General features: G+C 63.9%; 17 protein-coding genes. 9 read left to right on the top strand and 8 right to left on the bottom strand.

From position 1 onward, the window contains the following. Positions 1-2: 2 nt before the first annotated feature. Positions 3-959, bottom strand: a complete 957-nt coding sequence (locus tag BM031_RS00570) for a LysR family transcriptional regulator (protein ID WP_091869650.1) — start codon at positions 957-959, stop codon at positions 3-5. A 140-nt stretch (positions 960-1,099) separates the two neighbouring features. Between BM031_RS00570 and BM031_RS00565 the strand changes: the two genes are divergently transcribed. Continuing rightward, positions 1,100-1,300, top strand: a complete 201-nt coding sequence (locus BM031_RS00565; RefSeq protein ID WP_091869647.1) for a hypothetical protein — start codon at positions 1,100-1,102, stop codon at positions 1,298-1,300. 467 nt (positions 1,301-1,767) lie between these two features. On the opposite strand, the gene BM031_RS00560 is transcribed toward BM031_RS00565, so the two are convergent. From BM031_RS00560 to BM031_RS00540, 5 genes are all read right to left on the bottom strand, one after another. Next, entirely contained in the window at positions 1,768-2,319 is a 552-nt protein-coding gene (locus BM031_RS00560; RefSeq protein WP_091869644.1) for a DUF1003 domain-containing protein, read from the bottom strand. 119 nt (positions 2,320-2,438) lie between these two features. Then, positions 2,439-2,699 (bottom strand): YfhL family 4Fe-4S dicluster ferredoxin, encoded by a 261-nt coding sequence (locus BM031_RS00555; protein WP_091869641.1) that lies wholly within the window; start codon positions 2,697-2,699, stop codon positions 2,439-2,441. 24 nt (positions 2,700-2,723) lie between these two features. Next, the gene (coaD, locus tag BM031_RS00550) at positions 2,724-3,224 is read right to left on the bottom strand and encodes a pantetheine-phosphate adenylyltransferase (protein ID WP_091869638.1); all 501 of its coding nucleotides are present in this window, start codon (positions 3,222-3,224) and stop codon (positions 2,724-2,726) included. A 121-nt stretch (positions 3,225-3,345) separates the two neighbouring features. Next, positions 3,346-4,011: a 16S rRNA (guanine(966)-N(2))-methyltransferase RsmD gene (gene rsmD, locus BM031_RS00545; protein ID WP_091869634.1), complete on the bottom strand. Its 666-nt coding sequence runs from the start codon at positions 4,009-4,011 to the stop codon at positions 3,346-3,348. A gap of 54 nt (positions 4,012-4,065) precedes the next feature. After that, positions 4,066-4,959 (bottom strand): DUF6279 family lipoprotein, encoded by an 894-nt coding sequence (locus BM031_RS00540; RefSeq protein WP_091869632.1) that lies wholly within the window; start codon positions 4,957-4,959, stop codon positions 4,066-4,068. 25 nt (positions 4,960-4,984) lie between these two features. On the opposite strand from BM031_RS00540, the gene glmU reads away from it, so the two are divergent. Next, positions 4,985-6,361, top strand: coding sequence for a bifunctional UDP-N-acetylglucosamine diphosphorylase/glucosamine-1-phosphate N-acetyltransferase GlmU (gene glmU / locus BM031_RS00535; protein WP_091869629.1), 1,377 nt, complete (start codon positions 4,985-4,987; stop codon positions 6,359-6,361). A gap of 123 nt (positions 6,362-6,484) precedes the next feature. On the opposite strand, the gene BM031_RS00530 is transcribed toward glmU, so the two are convergent. Next, complete coding sequence (locus BM031_RS00530; RefSeq protein WP_091870351.1) at positions 6,485-6,955, bottom strand: Lrp/AsnC family transcriptional regulator; 471 nt, start codon at positions 6,953-6,955, stop codon at positions 6,485-6,487. A gap of 160 nt (positions 6,956-7,115) precedes the next feature. Here BM031_RS00530 and glmS point away from each other — a divergent pair, with 160 nt between their 5' ends. From glmS to BM031_RS00495, 7 genes are all read left to right on the top strand, one after another. Continuing rightward, complete coding sequence (gene glmS / locus BM031_RS00525) at positions 7,116-8,945, top strand: glutamine--fructose-6-phosphate transaminase (isomerizing) (RefSeq protein WP_091869627.1); 1,830 nt, start codon at positions 7,116-7,118, stop codon at positions 8,943-8,945. 252 nt (positions 8,946-9,197) lie between these two features. Next, on the top strand, positions 9,198-10,643 hold the full coding sequence (locus tag BM031_RS00520) for an ATPase domain-containing protein (RefSeq protein WP_091869624.1): 1,446 nt from the start codon (positions 9,198-9,200) through the stop codon (positions 10,641-10,643). A 13-nt stretch (positions 10,644-10,656) separates the two neighbouring features. Next, positions 10,657-12,336 carry a response regulator gene (locus BM031_RS00515; protein WP_177207606.1) on the top strand — a complete coding sequence of 560 codons (1,680 nt, stop codon included), beginning with the start codon at positions 10,657-10,659 and terminating at the stop codon, positions 12,334-12,336. A 38-nt stretch (positions 12,337-12,374) separates the two neighbouring features. Beyond that, positions 12,375-13,928 carry a DUF7125 family protein gene (locus BM031_RS00510; RefSeq protein WP_091869618.1) on the top strand — a complete coding sequence of 518 codons (1,554 nt, stop codon included), beginning with the start codon at positions 12,375-12,377 and terminating at the stop codon, positions 13,926-13,928. Next, a complete protein-coding gene (locus BM031_RS00505) occupies positions 13,925-15,157 on the top strand; it encodes a sensor histidine kinase (protein WP_091869615.1) in 1,233 nt (410 codons plus the stop codon). The genes BM031_RS00510 and BM031_RS00505 overlap by 4 nt, the downstream gene beginning before the upstream one ends. 207 nt (positions 15,158-15,364) lie before the next feature. Then, the gene (locus BM031_RS00500; RefSeq protein ID WP_091869612.1) at positions 15,365-16,456 is read left to right on the top strand and encodes an NAD/NADP-dependent octopine/nopaline dehydrogenase family protein; all 1,092 of its coding nucleotides are present in this window, start codon (positions 15,365-15,367) and stop codon (positions 16,454-16,456) included. Between the two features lie 4 nt (positions 16,457-16,460). After that, a complete protein-coding gene (locus BM031_RS00495; protein WP_091869609.1) occupies positions 16,461-17,771 on the top strand; it encodes a phenylacetate--CoA ligase family protein in 1,311 nt (436 codons plus the stop codon). A 23-nt stretch (positions 17,772-17,794) separates the two neighbouring features. On the opposite strand, the gene BM031_RS00490 is transcribed toward BM031_RS00495, so the two are convergent. Further along, a complete protein-coding gene (locus BM031_RS00490; protein WP_091869606.1) occupies positions 17,795-19,198 on the bottom strand; it encodes a hypothetical protein in 1,404 nt (467 codons plus the stop codon). Positions 19,199-19,206: the final 8 nt, after the last annotated feature.

Here is a 19,206-nt window from a genome sequence, read left to right as displayed (position 1 = left end):
CGTCACACCACCTTGCGCGCGCCGGCCTTCGGCGACGCGCTTTCGGCCATGCCTTCGAGGTTGTTGCGCAGCCAGCGGTGCGCCGGGCTGCGGCCATCGCGCTCGTGCCAGAGCATGTCGAGGTGGACGGCCGGCAGCTGGAACGGCAGCTCGCGCCAGATCAGCGCATCGGTCGAGCCGGTCGAGGCGATCAGGTGCTTCGGCAGCACCGTGATCAGGTCCGAATTCGCCACCACCCGCCCCGCCGTGAAGAACTGGTTCACCGTCAGCAGGATGCGCCGTTCGCGCCCGATCTGGCCCAGCGCCTCGTCGACCAGGCCGTGGGCGCGGCCGGAGAAGCTCACCAGCAGGTGATTGGCCTTGCAATAGGTATCGAGGTCGAGCTTTTCCTTGGCCAGCGGATGGTCCTTGCGCATCACGCACACATACACCCCCGAATACAGGCGCTCGTGGCGGATCGGTGAACCCGTTTCATACGATAACTGCGCCGCCACGCCCGGGAAGAAACCGACCGCCAGGTCGATATCGCCGCGCAGCAGCATCGGCCGCGGTTCGCGCGTGGTGAGCGGCACCATGCGGATGTTCACGCCCGGCGCTTCGCGTTCGATCGAGCGCATCAGCGAGGGCAGCCACAAGGCGGCGGTCGCGTCGGCCATCGCCATGCGGAAGGTCGCCTGCGCCTTCGACACATCGAAGGTTTCCGGCATCACCGCCGCTTCCAGCGCCGCCAGCGCCTGGCGCACGGCCGGCCACAGCGCCTCGGCGCGTGGCGTTGGCTTCACGCCGTAGGCGGTGCGGATCAGGAGTTCGTCGCCCAGGCTTTCGCGCAGGCGCTTGATCGCGTTCGAGACGGCCGGCTGGGTCATCGCGAGATGACCGGCGGCGCGGGTGAGGTTTTGCTCGGTCATCACTGCGTCGAAGACGCGCAGCAGGTTCAGGTCAAGCGTCAGGAAGCTCATGGGAACGGTCGAATGGCAGTGCAGGATTGCTATGAGTGTACATCAACTATTCACAGAATGCATAAGCGCTATCAGTGAACGGAATTAGATTTATATGTTGCATCGCACTATATTGTGAACAACTGAACATTTCCCACGCCATGTCTACCACGCTGACCCTCCTCCAGACCGCCGCCGACGCCATTTCGCTCGGCCAAGTCCTTCGTACCGCCACCGGCCTTGCGCTGCTGGGCGGTCTCGGCCTGTTCTTCCGCCCGCTGCTGGTCGGCATTGGCCGCGCCGCCGTCCTGACCGTGCGCCCACGCCCACCGAAGGCCCAGCGCCTGGCTGAACGCCACTGATTCTTTCCTCTTCCATTGAACGCGGCCTCCGACCTGGACGCCGCGTTTTTTTTCGTCCGTCCTTCCCGTTTGAGACCAATGCGCTGCTTCAGGTTGGTGACTCTTCGTCATCCGGCTTTTCTCGCCACCTTGATTTAACAATGTTCACGAAGAGTTACATTGAATGCTGCACGCCCCTGTTTGCCGGATTTCCAGAAGACGACATGATACGAACTGTTGAGTCAGTAAAAAGTGCAGTAAAGCGTTGATATCGGCAGTTGTTCCTGGCCGCCGTTACTCCCGGGTTTTATGCGGACAAATGTACTTAACACGCATTTGATGGAAAAATCGCGCATATTGATGGGTTATACGATCTGTTTCACATAATTTACGTTCTATTATGTGTCGTTCGTGATTATTGGTAGAACGAGGGGCAAAGCAAGGCCATGAGTTTGCCAACGGAGGTTTCCGGAGCCCTCTGCAGTGAATTACTTGCGCTCGCAGTTGAGCTGTTCGGACGACGCTTCGATGAGGGACAGGACCGCTTCGGTATCGGTCGGTTTCGACAACTCTTCCGCCTCATGGTCGATCTTGTCCCGGACATTGGGCAGGTCGCGCCGCAGGTCTTCCAGCATCTGGATGATCTTGCTGCTCTTTTCCTCGGCGAGCAGGTTGACCTGCAAGTCGAGATGGGCATGCTGGGTGGAGAGTGTGGACATCCGGTTTTGGCGGATGAGCACGGTGGTAGAGATCACGAAGGCATTCAGCGCGATGATGCCCTGTAGCCAGAAGAATGGCGGCTCGTCCCATTGCGGCAAATCGAGGCTCGGCGCCAGCAGATTGAGGGCGATCCAGGTCACGACGAAGATCAGATTGCCGACAACATAGCCGGGACTGCCGAGGAACAGGCTGATTTGTTCGACCGCGCGCTGGGCAGGCGTGACTTCTTCGTTATGGCGCGCATAGAATTCCGACACCATGCCGAGGTGCTCGTGCATGGCGGAGGGAATGGCTTCTTTCGGGTCGTCTGCCGCATCCATGAATTCAGGATAGCACGCTGAAAATGCGCGTTATGCGCGGGCGCACACACATGCGGGACGTCCGCGCTGCCGGATGAAGGCGAAAAAAAACCGGCCTGGGAGCCGGTTGGTGGATCAGGTCAGGCGTTTGCCTTTTCCGCAGTGAGGCGTTCGTACTTCGCCTGCAGCTGTTCGCGCGATTCGCGCCAGGCCGGATCGAGCGGAATGCAGGAAACCGGGCACAGCACGGCGCAGGTCGGCTCTTCGAAATGGCCGACGCATTCGGTGCACTTGCTCGGGTTGATCTCGTAGATCTCGGCGCCCATGTAGATGGCGTCGTTCGGGCATTCGGGTTCGCAGACGTCGCAGTTGATGCAATCGTCGGTAATCATCAGTGCCATGGCCGGACTCGTTCCTTGCTGCTGTTACGCCGCCGGCGCCGCTTTGTTGGCTGCGATTTTCTTTTGCAGCCAGCGGTCCACCGACGGGAAGACAAATTTCGATACGTCGCCGCCCAGCATAGCGATCTCGCGCACGATGGTGCCGGAAATGAACTGGTACTGGTCGGACGGGGTCAGGAACAGGGTTTCGACATCCGGGAGCAAATAGCGGTTCATGCCGGCCATCTGGAACTCGTATTCGAAATCGGAGACGGCGCGCAGGCCGCGCACGATCACGCGCGCATCGTGCTTGCGCACGAAATCCTTGAGCAGGCCGGAGAAACTCTCGACTTGCACGTTCGGGTAATGGCCCAGCACTTCGTTGGCGATTTCCAGGCGATCTTCGAGCGAGAAGAAGGGTTTCTTGTTCTTGCTGTCGGCTACACCCACTACCAGGCGGTCGAACAGGCCCGAAGCACGGCGGACGAGATCCTCGTGGCCACGCGTAAGCGGATCGAAAGTACCTGGATAAACGGCTACAACCATTGCGGCTCCCTTGGAGAAATCACCCTGTCAGAACGCGCATTATGCCTGAAAATCCGGCAGCCGCCCCAGTAAGGGGCGCTTCTTGCCCAATCTTTGTGCAGCTTCGATGGGCCTGGACGGGTCAAGCACCGTCCGTGTGCGGTTTCAGCAGGTAGTAATAGACCATGCCTGCCTTGTCTTCGCGGATCGCATCCCAGCCGGACAGCCAGTCGGGGACCTCATCACCCTGGGCGGGCAGCGGCTCGCCGGTCTCGGCATAGACCAGGCCGCCGTCGTTCAGGACGGCCGGACACAGCGGCAGGATCTGGCTGAGCAGGCCCAGCTGGTAGGGCGGGTCGAGGAAGATCAGGTCGAAACGCTGGCCACGCGCGGCCAGGTCGCGCACCAGGGCCAGGGCGTCGGCGCGCAGCACCTTGACGTTGCCGGCCTTGAGCTTCTCGCGGTTGTCCTCGAGCTGGCGTGCCGCGGGGCCGTGGTTGTCCACCATGGTGACCGACGCGGCGCCGCGGCTGGCCGCTTCGAAGCCGAGGGCGCCGGAACCGGCGAACAGGTCGAGGAAATGGGCGCCGGCCCAGTCGCTGCCGAGCTGGTGGTTGATCCAGTTGAACACGGTCTCGCGCACGCGGTCGGGGGTGGGGCGCAGGCCTTCGGCGTCGAGGACCGGCAGCAGCATGCGCTTCCAGGCGCCGCCGATGATGCGGACCTGGCGCGGGGCCAGGCGGGGAGTGCCGTGGGACGGCTTATTTGGCGTCCGGTTGGGCTGGAATGAGGAGGACTTCTTTTGCATGGGCGGCACTATAGCATGGGCATTTGCATCATTATGGGGGCCGCCCTGCCCTCGTTATTTACCGGTCGCCAGGGTCTGGAAGTCGTTGATCCAGCCCTGCATGCGGTCTTGCGCGTGCTTCTTCTGCGCCGGGGTGGCGATGCGGATGGCGGTCATGATGTACTTCGTGGTCTGGTCGACGCTGCTGTCATAGAAAGCCTTGCGCTCGGGCGATTCCATGCGGCCGAACAGCTCGCGCTGCATGGCCTGGATCTGCGCCGCCGCCTGTTCGCGGTTCGGCTTTTCCTGCTGGAACTTGCGCAGCAGGGCCAGGATGCGGCGCTGGCGCCAGACCCGCTCTTCCAGCCAGGCATCGTTGTCGAGCGGGCGCGCATCCGAGGCGCGGCGCAGGGTGGTTTCCTGTTCGCTGCTGAAATTGCCGAACCAGAGTTCGAACTGATCCATCGACTTCTTGAAACGGGCTTTCTGGCGCTTTTCAAGCGAGCCATCGAGGAATTTTTTGCGGTAGTCGGCGTTTTTTGAATTAAATTTGCTTTCGATATCGGCAATCTGGTCTGGTTTGATGGACAGTGCCAGCGTGGTCAACTCCGGCACGGCATGGGCAGCCAGGCGCTCGCCGCGCACGCGGATTTCCTTGTAGGTGTTGATCAGGTCGGCCTGGGTGGGGTTGCCCGCCAGCTGGCGCTGCATGTTGCCGAGCAGCGCCGCATAGTCGCGCAGCTGGGTCTGGCGGTGCCAGCGGAACAGTTTGTCGATGTCGCGCTTGGCGATGTCGGCTTGGGAACCTTCCAGGTCGGCATAGGAATCCAACCACCAGTACAGCAAGGTATCGCCCTGGTTGTACGTGAAACGTACCGAGCTGCAGCCAGCGGCGAGCGCCAGCACCAGCACCATGAAGAGCGCAATAGTGCGCTGGAAAACGTTACTTGGCGTGTTAAACTTTTTCATATTATCAACTTTTTGAGAACGGCTTATGAACGTTGTGATCCTCGCCGCCGGCATGGGAAAGCGCATGCAGTCTGCATTGCCGAAAGTCTTGCATCCGTTGGCGGGGAAACCGCTGCTGCGGCACGTCATCGATACCGCCCGCAGCTTATCGCCGAGTAAATTATGCGTGATTTACGGACACGGGGGCGCAGCGGTGCCTGAGATGGTCGGCAAGTTGACGCTGGAAACCGGCGTCGCGATCGAGACCGCGCTGCAGCAGCCGCAGCTCGGCACCGGCCACGCGGTGATGCAGGGCGTGCCCCAGCTCGATGAAGGCGTGCCGACCCTGGTGCTGTACGGCGACGTGCCGCTGACCACCGCCGCCTCGCTGGCCCGCCTGGTCGAGGCCGCCGGTAGCGACAAGCTGGCCATCCTCACCGTCGAGCAGGCCAACCCATTCGGCCTGGGCCGCATCGTGCGCGAGAACGGCAGCATCGTGCGCATCGTCGAAGAGAAAGATGCGAGCGAAGCCGAGCGCGCGATCCGCGAAATCAACAGCGGCATCATGGTCGTGCCGACCGTTCACCTGAAAAAGTGGCTGGCGGCCCTGTCGAACAATAACGCGCAGGGCGAGTACTACCTGACCGACATCGTGGCCCAGGCGGTCGCCGATGGCGTGCCGGTGGTGTCGGCCCAGCCCTCGGCCGAATGGGAAGTGGCTGGCGTCAACAGCAAGGTGCAGCTGGCCGAACTGGAACGCCGCCACCAGCTGAACATCGCCCACGCCCTGCTGGAACGCGGCGTGACCCTGATGGACCCGGCCCGCATCGATGTGCGCGGCGAGCTGGTTTGCGGGCGCGATGTCGTGATCGACGTCGGCTGCGTGTTCGAAGGCCGGGTCGAGCTGGCCGACGGCGTGACGGTCGGGCCGCACTGCGTGCTGGTCAATGCGACGGTTGGCGCCGGCGCCACCATCAAGCCGTTCTGCCATATCGAAGACGCAGTAGTGGGCGACAAGTCGCAGATCGGCCCGTATGCGCGCCTGCGTCCGGGCACCGAACTGGGCGAAGACGTCCATGTGGGTAACTTTGTGGAAATCAAGAACGCCACGGTGGCCGCGCACAGCAAGGCCAACCACCTGGCCTATATTGGCGACGCTACCATCGGCTCACGCGTCAACATTGGCGCAGGCACCATTACCTGCAACTACGATGGCGCCAATAAATTCCGCACCGTGATCGAAGACGACGCCTTCATCGGCAGCGACAGCCAGCTGGTGGCGCCGGTGACCGTCGGCAAGGGTGCGACCCTGGGTGCGGGCACGACCCTCACCAAGGACGCGCCGGCCGGCAAGCTGACCATCTCGCGTCCGAAGCAAATGACCCTCGATGGCTGGACCCGCCCAGTGAAAGTGAAAAAGTAATCCACTGGATACTGACAGGCTAATCACAGGAAGAACACAAGAAAACCACAGGGTAATACCGTGCTTGTCCTGTGCTTCTTCCAGTGCTCATCCACAAAGTTATCCACAGCTGCCGCGGGTCGGCTAGACGGCGATCCGCGTATCGAATTTGGAGCGGTGCGTGGAAAAGTAGGCTTTCACGTTGCGCACATTCGCATGCGCGGTGAACAGGCGGTGGGCGAGCGCGTGGTAGGCGGGCATGTCCGCCACCTGTACCACCAGCACGAAATCCGGCCCAGGGGTCACGCGGTAGCACTGCAGGGCGGCCGCTTCGGTGGCTACCAGGCGCTCGAACTCCTCCATGCGCTCGGCGGCCTGCACGTCCAGCGTGATCTCCACGATGGCGCTCAGGCCGGCCCCGACCTTGTCGGGCGCCACGATGGCGACCTGGCGTTCGATCACGCCATTGTCCGTGAGCTGTTTCACCCGGCGCAAACAGGTGGGCGGCGAGACATGGACCAGCTCGGCCAATTCGGTATTCGTATGCGATGCATCAGCCTGCAATACATTCAGGATGCGACGATCGAGGTCGTCAAGGGATGGTTGTTCTGACATCATATGAAATAATAGTTAATAAAATCGCTCTATATGAAAGAATATTTCATCACTCGTAATCAATGAAATAATCTAACAAAAACTGCGTGAAAATGAAAGCTTATTTCACGCTAGTTGCTCTAGGATAGTATTTATTGTCAAACTTTAAACGAGGTCTACTATGTGCGGTATCGTCGGTGCAGTCGCCAAGCGCAACATCACCCCAGTCCTGATCGAAGGCCTCAAACGCCTCGAATACCGTGGTTATGACTCCTGCGGCGTCGCCGTGCACCTCGATGGCAAACTGACCCGCTCGCGCAGCACCTCGCGCGTGACCGACCTCGAATCGCAGGTGCGCGAAGCGCGCCTGGACGGCTTCACCGGCATCGCCCACACCCGCTGGGCCACCCACGGCGCCCCGGCCTCGCACAATGCCCACCCGCACTTCTCGCCCACCGAAGACAATGCCCGCATCGCACTTGTCCACAACGGCATCATCGAAAACCACGACGAGCTGCGCGCCGAGCTGAAAGGCCTCGGCTACGTGTTCACCAGCCAGACCGATACCGAAGTCATCGCCCACCTGGTCGACCACATGTATACGGGCGACCTGTTCGAGACCGTCCAGCAAGCCGTCAAGCGCCTGCATGGCGCCTACGCCATCGCCGTGTTCGCGCGCGAAGAGCCGCACCGCGTCGTCGCGGCCCGCCAGGGCTCGCCGCTGATCCTCGGCGTGGGCGAAGGCGAGAATTTCGTCGCCTCGGACGCGATGGCGCTGGCCGGCACCACCAACCAGATCATCTACCTGGAAGAAGGCGACGTCGTTGACCTGCAGCTGGCGCGCTACTGGATCGTCGATGCCGAAGGCCGTCCGGCCGAGCGCGAAGTGAAGACCGTGCACGCCCACACCGGCGCGGCCGAGCTCGGCCCGTACCGCCACTACATGCAAAAGGAAATCTTCGAGCAGCCGCGCGTCATCGGCGACACCCTCGAGGGCGTGACAGGCATCATGCCGGAACTGTTCGGCGACGGCGCCTATGGCGTGTTCAAGGAAATCGACCGCGTGCTGATCCTGGCCTGCGGCACCAGCTACTACGCCGGCCTGACCGCGAAATACTGGATCGAATCGATCGCCAAGGTCCCGGTCAGCGTCGAGATCGCGAGCGAATACCGCTACCGCGACAGCGTGCCCAACCCGCAAACTCTGGTCGTCACCATCACCCAGAGCGGCGAAACGGCCGACACCCTGGCCGCGCTCAAGCACGCGCGCAGCCTCGGCATGCCGCATACGCTCACCATCTGCAACGTGTCCACCAGCGCCATGGTGCGCGAGTGCAAGCTGGCCTACATCACCCGCGCCGGCGTCGAAGTGGGCGTGGCTTCCACCAAGGCCTTCACCACCCAGCTGGCCGCGCTGTTCCTGCTCACGCTGACGCTGGCGCAAGTCAATGGCCGCCTCACCGAAGAAGAAGAAGCCGCCCACCTCAAGCAGATGCGCCACCTGCCGGTCGCGCTGAGCTCGGTGCTGGCGCTGGAGCCGCAGATCATCGCCTGGGCCGAAGAATTCGCCCGCAAGGAAAACGCGCTGTTCCTGGGCCGCGGCATGCACTACCCGATCGCGCTGGAGGGCGCGCTGAAGCTCAAGGAAATCTCGTACATCCACGCCGAAGCCTATCCGGCAGGCGAGCTGAAGCACGGCCCGCTGGCGCTGGTGACGGAAGAGATGCCGGTGGTCACGATCGCCCCGAACGATGCGCTGCTGGAAAAGCTGAAGTCGAACATGCAGGAAGTGCGCGCCCGCGGCGGCCAGCTCTACGTCTTCGCCGACGTTGACTCGCGCATCACTTCGGGTGACGGCGTGCATGTGATCCGCCTGCCGGAGCACTATGGCGACCTGTCGCCGATCCTGCACGTGGCCGCGCTGCAACTGCTCGCTTACCACACCGCGCTGGCCCGCGGCACCGATGTGGACAAGCCGCGCAACCTGGCGAAATCGGTGACGGTGGAATAAATACGGGTGGCGCCACGCCGCCGCGTATGTCAGAGCGCAAGTGCTCCAGAAAACGACCCTTCGGGTCGTTTTCTTTTTGAGTCAGCAACGGCCACGGGAGCGTCCGGTGCGGGCGCCTTGTGCTGAACGTGATGTTTCAATCGTGTCAACAATTCAACGTGCATAGGGATACAATCAGATACATATTGACGCTGAAGCGTCCATCCAATTGCAAGCAGAGCCTGTTTGCAGGAAAGTTCATCGAGGCAAGCTATGGATCAATGCGTTACCCGCCTGCCTACCGGCATTCCCGAGCTCGACGCCGTACTGCGCGGAGGCCTGCTTCCCGGCCGGATTCACCTGGTGGAAGGCCGTCCCGGTACAGGCAAGACGACCATCGGCCTGCGCTACCTGATCGAAGGCGTCAAGGCGGGCCAGAAAAGCCTGTACATCACCTTGTCGGAGACGCGCCAGGAGCTGCTTTCAACGGCACGCAACCATCACTGGTCGCTCGACGGCGTCCATATCAGCGAACGCATGCCGGTCGACGATGCACCGGGCCGCGAGCAGAGCGTGCTGCTACCTACCGACAGCGAACTGTCGAAGCTGGTCGATGCGATCGCCGGCACCGTGCGCGAGCACCGTCCCGACCGGGTGGTCATCGATTCCATGGCGGAAATCCGCCTGCTGGCCCAGGACAGCTCGCACTACCGGCGCCAGATCATCCAGCTGCGCCACCAGCTGTCGACCCTGGATGCCACCATCCTGCTACTCGACGACCTGACCTCGGAAGGGCGCGAATACGAGCTGCAAAGTGCGGTCCATGGCGCCCTGTGCCTGGAAGTGCGCGAGCGCACCTTCGGGTCGGCGCGACGCACCCTGCGGGTGACCAAGCTGCGCGGCGGCGACTTCCAGAGCGGATGGCACGACTTCGCCATCACCGCGGGCGAAATACTGGTCTTTCCGAGCCTGATCGCCGAAGAGCACTCCCAGCCCCACGAGCGGACCGAATTGCTCAGCCGCGCCCCTGGGCTCGATGCGCTGCTCGGCGGCGGCCTGGTGTCGGGCACCTCGACCATGATCGTCGGCCCGTCCGGCGTGGGAAAGTCGACGCTGGCGCTGCAGTACGCAATGTCGATGATCGACTCCGGCGGAAAGGCGGCCTACTTCACCTTCGATGAAACCGAAATGACCTTGCGCTCGCGCATGATCAACCACATGGGCAGCGACCAGGGCCTGGAGGATCCGCCCGGTTTCCTGATCAACCGCATCAACCCTTCACGGATTTCTCCCGGCGCCTTCATTTGGAAGGTGCGGCGCCACGTGGAAGACCATGGGGTGCGCCTGGTCATCATCGACAGTATCAATTCCTACCTGGATGTGATTCGCGAAGAGCGCGCCATGCTGCTGCAGATGAACGAGCTGTTCTCCTACCTGGCCAACATGGGCGTGATGTCGATCGTCATCGGCGCCCATTCGGCCAACCTGGACACCTCGCGCGAGCCCGATGCCTTGAGCCTGATGACCGACAATATGATCTCGCTGCGTTTCTACGAGCGCCACGGCGACGTGCGCAAGGCCATCGCCGTGCTCAAGAAGCGTCATGGCGAGCACAGCCACCACATCTGCGAATTCCGCCTGACCGAGGCCGGCGTGGAAGTCGGCGACAAGATCACGTCGGTGCATAACCTGATGGCCGGCGTGATTGGCGCCGTCTGATCCCATGGCTGGCTTGTCTTTCGTATCCACGGGGCCCTACACGGTGCCGGTACTGGCGCCGTTCGGCGCCGACGCCGACGCCGTGCGCTCGGTGCTCGACGAGGATGGGGTGGCCAGCAAGGTGTGCGCCAGCGCGGCCGAGCTGTATGCGCGCATCGACGAACACGCCTTGCTGCTGGTGATTACCGAAGAGGGCCTGGCGGCCTGCAGCAACGCCGATCTCGGCGCACGCCTGCGCAGCCAGCCCCTGTGGTCCGACATCCCTATCATCGCACTGACCGGCAGCAAGGGCGTGCCCAGTGCCGGCAGCCGCCTGGCCGCGCTGGCCGAATTGGGGAATGTCACGATGATCCACCGGCCCTTGTCGCGCGAGGCGCTGCGCATGGCCTTCGGCGCGGCCCGCCGCGCCCGCTCCCTGCAATACCAGGTGCGCGACCAGCTGGCCGCCCTGGCCGTCCATGCCGAAGAACTGGAGCAGCGCGTCGACGAGCGCAGCAAGGCCCTGGCCAGGGAAATCGAGGAGCGCAAGCGAGCTGAAGCGGCCCTGCTCGAGGCCCGCCGCATGGAGTCGCTGGGACGCCTGACGGGCGGCGTCGCGCATGATTTCAACAACCTGCTGCAGGTGGTCTCGGGCGCGGTGGAACTGCTGCGCATGCTCACCCGAAGCGGCGGCGATGCACGTATCGAGCGCGCGCTCAACAGCATCGGCCGCGCCACGGACAAGGGCTCCAAGCTGACCCAGCAGCTCCTGGCCTACGGCCGCCGCCAGACCCTGGCCACGACCGTCATCGACCTGCGCAGCCAGGTCGGTGAACTGGGCGACCTGCTGCGCCATTCCCTGGGCAGTGCGATCACGCTCGAGATTCACGTCGACAGCGATCTATGGCCCATGCGCGCCGATCCGACCCAGCTGGAAGTGGCCCTGCTGAACCTGGTGATCAATGCGCGCGACGCCATGCCGGAAGGAGGAACGGCGACCCTCACGCTGGACAACCGCACCCTGCCCGACCCGCGCCACCCGGATGCCGCGCTGGCGCCCGGCCAGTATGTGTCCCTGGAACTGGCCGACGAAGGCGGCGGCATGAGTGCTGAAACCGCGGCCAGTGCTTTCGAACCCTTTTTCACTACCAAGCCAGTTGGCCAGGGTACCGGTCTGGGCCTGTCCCAGGTGCAGGGCTTCGCGCGCCAGAGCGGTGGCCATGCCTGGCTGGCCCACAGGCCTCGCGGCCTGGCGGTTGGCATCCTGCTGCCGCGCGCCCGGGACGACGCAGCGGCACCTGTTGCCGCTGAGGAGGCCGATCCGGTCGCCGCGCTGCCGCCAGGGCTGCGCGTCCTGTGCGTCGAAGACGATGCAATGGTGCGCGAGCAGGCCGTGGCGCTGCTGCGGGCGATCGGCTGCGAGGTGGTGGAGGCCGCCACCGGCGACGCCGCGCTGGCGCTGGACAGCAGCGCCATCGACGTGGTGCTGTCGGACGTGATGATGCCGGGTTCGCTCGACGGTATCGGCCTGGCCGCAGCGCTGCGCGCGCGCGATCCGGGGCTGCCCGTGGTGCTGGCCAGCGGCTATGTGCTGGAGCCGGAAAGGCTGCAGGGACTGGCGCTGGAATTCATCCGTAAACCGTATACGCTGCAAGAGATCAGGGAAGCAATCTGGCGAGCCTGGAGAGGGTCGCGCAGAACTGTTGCGGATTAGCATGTTAAGCTGGACACACATTTGAAAAGGGTGGGGCGATGAACGAGTTGGTGAAGACCGGTATTGCCGGCCTCGATGAAGTACTGCACGGTGGGATTCCCCGCAATAACAACCTGATCGTGGAAGGGCCTCCCGGCTCGGGCAAGACCACCCTCGGGCTGGGTTTCATCTACCACGGCGCCGTCGACCATGACGAGCCGGGCGCCATCGTCTCGTTCGAACTCGATCCCGCCAAACTGCTGCGCGACGCCGCCGGTTTCGACTGGGACCTGCAGGGCAAGATCGATGCCGGCAAGATCAAGATCATCCAGACCAGCCCGGCCGTGCTGCTGAGCGAGTTCCGCAGCGACGATGGCGCCTTCGCCGCCGCGCTGGTGGCGATGGGCGCCAAGCGCCTCCTGATCGACGGCTTGACGCCGCTGCGCCTGTACGCCGAGGCCAACGACATGCCCTTCCGCGAAGACGTGCACCTGCTGATCGAAGGCTTGACGCGCCTGGGTGTGACCACCATGGTCACCGCTGAAAAAGACGAGACGCTGGGCGGTGTGTTCGCGCACGAGCGCTTCGTGTTCGACACCATCATTTCGCTCACCCGCGAGGAGCACCGGCGCCGTGTGAGCCGCCGCCTGAACGTGATGAAGTCGCGTGGCCAGGATTTCATCGGCGGCAGCCACACCATGCGCATCGAGCCGCAGGTGGGCGTGCACGTGTATCGCCGCGCCCAGTCGCGCCCGGTCGCATCCCCCGACCAGCCAACCTCGGAAGAACGCCTGTCGACCGGCTCGCCCGCCATCGACCGCATGATGGACGGCGGCATCTACAAGGGCTCGGTCACCCTGGTGAGCGGCATTTCCGGCACCGGCAAGACCGTGCTCTCGGTGCAGTTCCTGACCAACGCCATCAAGACCGGCCGCAAGACGCTCCTGGTGAGCCTGGACGAACATCCCCGCCAGCTGATCCGCAACGCCAAGTCGCTCGGTTTCGACCTGCAGTCGCTGGTCGACGCCAAAGACTTGTTCATCCATTATGAGTCGCCGCTGGAACTCGAACTCGACGTGCACTTCGACCGCATCGTCAAGCTGGTCGAGGAAGAAGGGATCGATTGCGTGGTCTTCGACTCGATCGCCGTCTACGAAATGACCAGCCGCGAAGAGATCGCCGATTACCTGTATGCATTGGCCAGCTTCTTCAAGAACCGCCTGGCGACGACGCTGTTCAACTACGAAAGTCCGGAACTGCTGGGCGTGTCGCAGATCAGCGAGGAACTCAAAGGGTCGCACCTGGTCGACAACATCATCCTGCTCAACTACGTGGAGATTTCCACCGTGTTGAGGCGGGCGCTGGCCGTCCCCAAAGTGCGCGGCAGCCGCAACCTGCAGGTCACGCGCGAGTATACGATCGGTGTGGGCGGCCTGCTCCTGGTGGATGAAACCGAGACCGACACCCAGGCCGTGCCGCAGTTGCCGTTCTCGTCCTACTATGGCCTGCTGTCGCGTTCCCCGTCGCGCCAGAGCCCGGCAGTGGAGGAGGCCGTCGCGAATGGCGCCCCGCTGCCCGATTCGGCACGCCTGCCGACCGAAAAACCGCAGTGATCACGGTCGAACTGCCGGACAAGTCACCCGTCGACTGGGACGACTGGCACACGCCGCTGCGGCAGTTCACCGAAGCGACGGGCCTGGTCACGTCGGCCTACGACACCACCGGTACCCGCCGCATCGGCCCGCTGGCGTCGTCGCCCCTGGCCAGGCTCCTCCGGGAACGCTCGAGCCTGTGGGCCGGGGACGGACCCGGTACCGCGCTCGAGCGCACGCTGGTGGACACCGTGTGCGCCCAGGGTACGCCGGCATCCGGACAATTCGAAGGCTTCCGCGTCTGCGCCCAGCCGCTGCTCCTGCACGGCGAGGTCTATGGCGTGCTGGTGTTCGGCTGGCGCTTTGCCGACTTCAGCTCGCCGCTGGCCTGCGAACGTATTGCCAGACAGGTCGGGCTGGCCGGCCACCTGCTGTGGAACGAGGCCAGGCTGGACGCGCCGGTGTCCGACCAGCGCATGGCGACCTATGCCGCCCTGCTGCACACGCTGTCGAGCACGCTCGACCGCCAGCGCGAAGCCATCGATGACCTGACCCGCGTCAACCGCACCCGCGAACTTTTCCTGGCCACCGTCTCGCACGAGATGCGCACGCCGCTGTCGGCCTTGTCGATGCGCATCGAACTGATGTTGCGCACGATTCCCGACCTGCCCGAAAAAGCCGTCAGCGGGCTCGAATCGATGCGCGTGCACGTGCGCCAGGAAGCGGCCATGGTGGACGACCTGATCGACGCGGCGCGCACCCTGACGGGACAGATGTCGATCGAACGCGCCCCGATCGTGCTGGGCCAGGTCTTGCGCGACGCCATCTCGACCGTGGAAACCCATGCCCATGCGAAGCAGGTGCGCATGCTGGTCACGCCCAGCGACCATGGCGACGCGATCCGCTTCGAGGCCGACGGCCGCCGCCTGCAGCAGGTGGTGTGGAACCTGCTGTTCAATGCCGTCAAGTTCACGCCCGCGGGCGGCGTGATTCGCATGACGATCCGGCGCCTCGACGGCACGGTCGGGATCGACATCGCCGACTCCGGCCAGGGCATCGAAGCGGACGACCTGCCGCACGTCTTCGGCGCCTTCCGGCTGCAGCAGCACAACAACGCCACCGGCCTCGGCCTGGGCCTGTACATCGCGCGCCGCATCGTCGAGCTGCACGGTGGCACGCTGAGTGTCAGCAGCGCCGGACGCGGCCAGGGCGCCACCTTCGCCATCCGCCTGCCGCTCGCGGCGCCCTGAACCAGCCATCGTTGATGGCCGCCTTTGCGCAGGCCGGATCCGCTTGGCTTCCCGATCGAACAAACTTATTTTGATTTTATCGATCAGAAGCTAAAGCCGCTGCTTGTTTGATGATCTTCAATTGGTGCCGTGACGCGGAGAGGCACTGTGTTCTTCTCCGGGGAAGCTTTTGCGCGACGTTCTTTCATCCTGTCGAATGGAGGACGCATGAACGTATTAATGGTAGGTGCAGGCAACGCAGGCTGCGCGCTGGGCGCCATCCTTGCGCAGGACGGGCACCGGGTCGCCCTGCTGAAAACCTCGCACTCGCTGCATGACCAGAATTTCAATCGCCTGTGCGAGACGCGCACGGTCCGGATCATCAGCAACCCCAAAGGCGGCGAGGCCAGCACCGCCTCGCTGGCGCTGGCCACCCGCGACGCCGGCGAAGCCTTCGCCGTCACGCCGGACGCCATCATCATCACCACCCAGACCCAGCGCCACGCCGACATCGCCGCGCTGGTCGGCCCCTACCTGCAATCCCACCAGCTGGTGCTGCTGGCGCCCGGCTACATGGGTTCCTGCTACTTCCTCCCTTACCAGGAAAAGACCGGCTTCCTGCTGGCGGAGGGCGAAAGCCTGCCCTATGACGCACGCATCCTCGAACCAGGCGTCGTCAACGTCCTGTTCCGCAATACGCGCAACGCGCTGGCCTTCCTGCCGCGCGAACGCGCCGCCGAAGGACTGCAACGCGCCACCCGCCTGTTCCCGACCTATGTCGCGACCCGCAGCAACGTGGTCGAGTCGGCGATGCACAACCCGAACCTCATCGTGCACACCATCGGCACCCTGCTCTCGGCCAGCCGCATCGAACATGCGGACGGCGAATTCTGGATGTACCGCGAGGCGTTCACGCCGTCGGTCCTCAAGCTGCTGTACAAGCTCGATGCCGAAAAGAATGCGGTCATCGCAGCCACCGGCGGCAAGCCCTCGCCCTACTTCGACGAATGCAGGTTCCGCAACGAAGAAGACCTGTCGCAGCCATCGATTTCCGTGTTCCGCCGCTATGCGCGCGAGGGTGGCCCGAAAGGACCGGCCAGCCTGCAGACGCGCTTCATCACCGAAGACGTGCCGATGGGCCTGGCGCTGCTGTCCTCCATCGGACGCCTGATGGACGTGCCGACACCGACAGCAGACGCCCTCATCGTCATCGCCAGCGGCCTGCTGGAGCGCGATTTTTCTGCGGAAGCCCGCACCCTCGACAAGCTGGGGCTGGGCAATAAGTCGCCCGCCGAATTCAAGCGCGTACTGAACGGGTGACGACGTGCCGATCCACGACCTGCTTGCCAAGCCCTACTACGCGTGGCGCCGCTATATCCCGAGCCGCGTGCTGTACCATCCCGATTTTTTCGACGTGCTCGACGTCCTGGCCCAAGGCAAGGTCGCAGTCGCCGCCGGGCACGCGGAACTGCGGCTGCGCCACATCCTGGTCCATGCGCTGCAACACGTTCCCTATTACCAGCGCACGGTAAAGCTCAGCGCTGCCGAGGCGGCAAGGGAAAACCTGTGCGAGGTGTTTGCCGCCTTCCCCTACCTTTCCAAGGAAGAGGTCATGTCGCAGCAGCGCGACTTCCTCGACTGCCGCCTCGACCCGGTCAAGCTGATGTACGCCACCAGCGGCGGCTCGTCCGGCCAGGGTATCGGCCTGTGGCGCACCAAGCGCCTGGCCGACATCGAGAAAGCCTTTTTTACCCATGAGTGGGGCAAGCTCGGCTTCTCGTTCGACAAGTCGCGCATCCTGCGCATCGGCGCCGATGCGCGCCGCCTGGCGCACGAAGAGCCGGCGCGGGTGGTGGGCAACCGGCTGATGCTCTCGCCCTACCACGTCCACGAGCGGCACCAGGCGGCGATTCGCGATGCGATCCGGCGTTTCCAGCCGGAGTTCGTGCATGCCTACCCGAGTTCGGCCGCGGCGCTGGCCGAATTGCTCGACGCCGGCGAGCTGGGCGTGCAAGTGAAGGCAGTGCTGCTGGCCTCGGAGCCGGCGACAGCGGCGCAGCTGGCGTCGATCCGCCGGCTGTTCCGCTGCCCGGTGTCGCTCAATTACGGCCTGTCGGAACGCACCAACCTGGCTTTCCTGACGGCGGACGAGACCGGCGCCCCGAGCTATCGCTTCCAGCCATTGTATGGCTGGTCGGAAAACCGGATGGATGGCGACCGCCCCGAAATCGTCGGCACTTCGCTGTGGAACGATGTGATGCCGCTGATCCGCTACCGCACCAACGATTACGGGCTGATTGCCGCGGATGGCAGCTGCGCGGGCATCGACGGCCGCGGGCACGAATTCCTGGTCGACCGCAGCGGCAAGCGGATTCCGGGGCTGTCGATCGTGATCGACGAAGTCACCTGGGACTTCGTGCGCCTGTACCAGATCCGGCAGCGCAAGGCGGGGGAGATCACGCTGGCGGTGGTGCCGCGCCACGGCAGCCTCAACGACGAACAGCGCAGCTTCGTGCTCGATGCCCAGTTGCGCAGGTGGGGCGGCTTTTTTGACATCTCGCTGCAGGAAGAAAATGACATCCCGCTGTCGGCGAACGGCAAGCGCAAGCTGGTGGTGAGTTCCCTGGACGCCTGAATGCCCGGCAGTCGCCTCGCCGCCTAGGCTGGGGGGCGCACCAGCGTGACGCTGCGCAGGAACGGGTCCTCGTTGCCGATGCAGAAGACCGGCGCGCCGCGTTCGAGCGCATAGTGCTGGGCCAGCGCGAGTGCCGTGATAAACGGCACGGCGCCGCAGCTTCCCAGACCCAGGCCAATGCGCACGATATCGTCGGCGGCATCGACCTGCGGCAGCGCCGGCGCGCCCAATCCCATCAGCTCCAACACACGGTTGGGGCGGTGGACGGTGTCGGCGACGACCATGGCGACTTGGGAGGCATCGATAGCGCTTGCCTTGCAGGCTTGCTCGGCCATGTCCAGCAGCATGGTGGCGTCGACGCGCTTGGTGTCGTCGGCGGAAGTGTCGCGGCGCCGCTCGTCGACCGGGCCGAGCAGTGCGAACCCTGAACCGCATGCTTGCGCCTGCTGCAGGTCCGTCAACAACAGGCCTGCCGCGCCTTCCCCCGGGATCTGGCCACGTGATTGTGACGAGGTGAACAGGGAGGAATTCGCAGCCAGGCGGTCGATGCTTTCCTGGCCAATCAGGGAGGCGCAGGCGATGACGATTGCTACCGTGGGTGCGCTGTGGGTCGATGGCGTGGACATCAGCTGCGAGAGAGTGGCTGCCGGTGTCGTGTGCATGTCTTGTGCAGTCGCGTCCGGGACGGCAATGCTGGCTTCCGGCCAGCCGTACTGGCTCACCGTGTGCTTGAGCCACATCGTTGCCGCACGTTGAAGTTCGACACTCCAGTCCTGCGGCAGCAGCAGCTTCAGCTGGAGCAGCGGCGGCTTTCCCTCGGCCGGCATCAGGTTACCGGACGCCAGGCTGGCCAGTTCCCCCGCCACGTTAGTGGCCAGGATTAGCGCGCGCCATTGCTCGTCGCTGAGGTGCAAGCGCATTCCCTGGCCGGACAGCCATTCGGCGATCTCGTCCTGCAATGCTTCGTGGAGCGCATTGTCGGTGCGTGCAGTCATGACCGGGAACCCATTGTCATCGACCAGCTCCTTATCCAGGTCGGCACGCGCGTCGTTGTCGGCGATGGCGCTGGCGAGTTCGTCGGCTGACGCGCCATGTGGCGAACGCAAGGCCGTTGCGACGATGGCCAGTACCGGGGCCGTCATCGACGCATTGGCCGGTGCAGATGAGGCCGGTTTGGAAGCACTGGCAGCAGGCAGCGCCACCCGGGCAGCGAGGACCTTGCGCCCACCCCAGAATGCCAAGAGCAGGCCCGCCGGCAAGATCACCAGCGCCAGCACCAGGTCGCGTGTGCCGGGATTGTGCTCGGTCGTATTCCAGTACCAGACCACGATCGTCCAGCAGACGACGAAGGTGGTCAGGATGATTGCACTAACCTTGAGCCATTCGGCGTTCAGGCGCGCCGGAGCCGTGGTGGTGGTAGTGGTCATGTTTGTCG

The sequence above is a fragment of the Massilia yuzhufengensis genome (assembly GCF_900112225.1).
Classification (GTDB): domain Bacteria; phylum Pseudomonadota; class Gammaproteobacteria; order Burkholderiales; family Burkholderiaceae_D; genus Telluria; species Telluria yuzhufengensis.
Note: the sequence above shows the minus strand (reverse complement) of the source record. Positions and strands in the feature narration are given on the sequence as shown.

Coding starts and splice junctions, on each gene's coding strand:
- BM031_RS00500 (WP_091869612.1), top strand. CDS start 15,365: ATGAACGTATTAATGGTAGGTGCAGGCAACGCAGGCTGCGCGCTGGGC.
- BM031_RS00560 (WP_091869644.1), bottom strand. CDS start 2,319: ATGGATGCGGCAGACGACCCGAAAGAAGCCATTCCCTCCGCCATGCAC.
- glmU (WP_091869629.1), top strand. CDS start 4,985: ATGAACGTTGTGATCCTCGCCGCCGGCATGGGAAAGCGCATGCAGTCT.
- glmS (WP_091869627.1), top strand. CDS start 7,116: ATGTGCGGTATCGTCGGTGCAGTCGCCAAGCGCAACATCACCCCAGTC.
- BM031_RS00490 (WP_091869606.1), bottom strand. CDS start 19,198: ATGACCACTACCACCACCACGGCTCCGGCGCGCCTGAACGCCGAATGG.
- BM031_RS00520 (WP_091869624.1), top strand. CDS start 9,198: ATGGATCAATGCGTTACCCGCCTGCCTACCGGCATTCCCGAGCTCGAC.
- BM031_RS00555 (WP_091869641.1), bottom strand. CDS start 2,699: ATGGCACTGATGATTACCGACGATTGCATCAACTGCGACGTCTGCGAA.
- rsmD (WP_091869634.1), bottom strand. CDS start 4,011: ATGCAAAAGAAGTCCTCCTCATTCCAGCCCAACCGGACGCCAAATAAG.
- BM031_RS00565 (WP_091869647.1), top strand. CDS start 1,100: ATGTCTACCACGCTGACCCTCCTCCAGACCGCCGCCGACGCCATTTCG.
- coaD (WP_091869638.1), bottom strand. CDS start 3,224: ATGGTTGTAGCCGTTTATCCAGGTACTTTCGATCCGCTTACGCGTGGC.
- BM031_RS00510 (WP_091869618.1), top strand. CDS start 12,375: ATGAACGAGTTGGTGAAGACCGGTATTGCCGGCCTCGATGAAGTACTG.
- BM031_RS00540 (WP_091869632.1), bottom strand. CDS start 4,959: ATGAAAAAGTTTAACACGCCAAGTAACGTTTTCCAGCGCACTATTGCG.
- BM031_RS00570 (WP_091869650.1), bottom strand. CDS start 959: ATGAGCTTCCTGACGCTTGACCTGAACCTGCTGCGCGTCTTCGACGCA.
- BM031_RS00530 (WP_091870351.1), bottom strand. CDS start 6,955: ATGTCAGAACAACCATCCCTTGACGACCTCGATCGTCGCATCCTGAAT.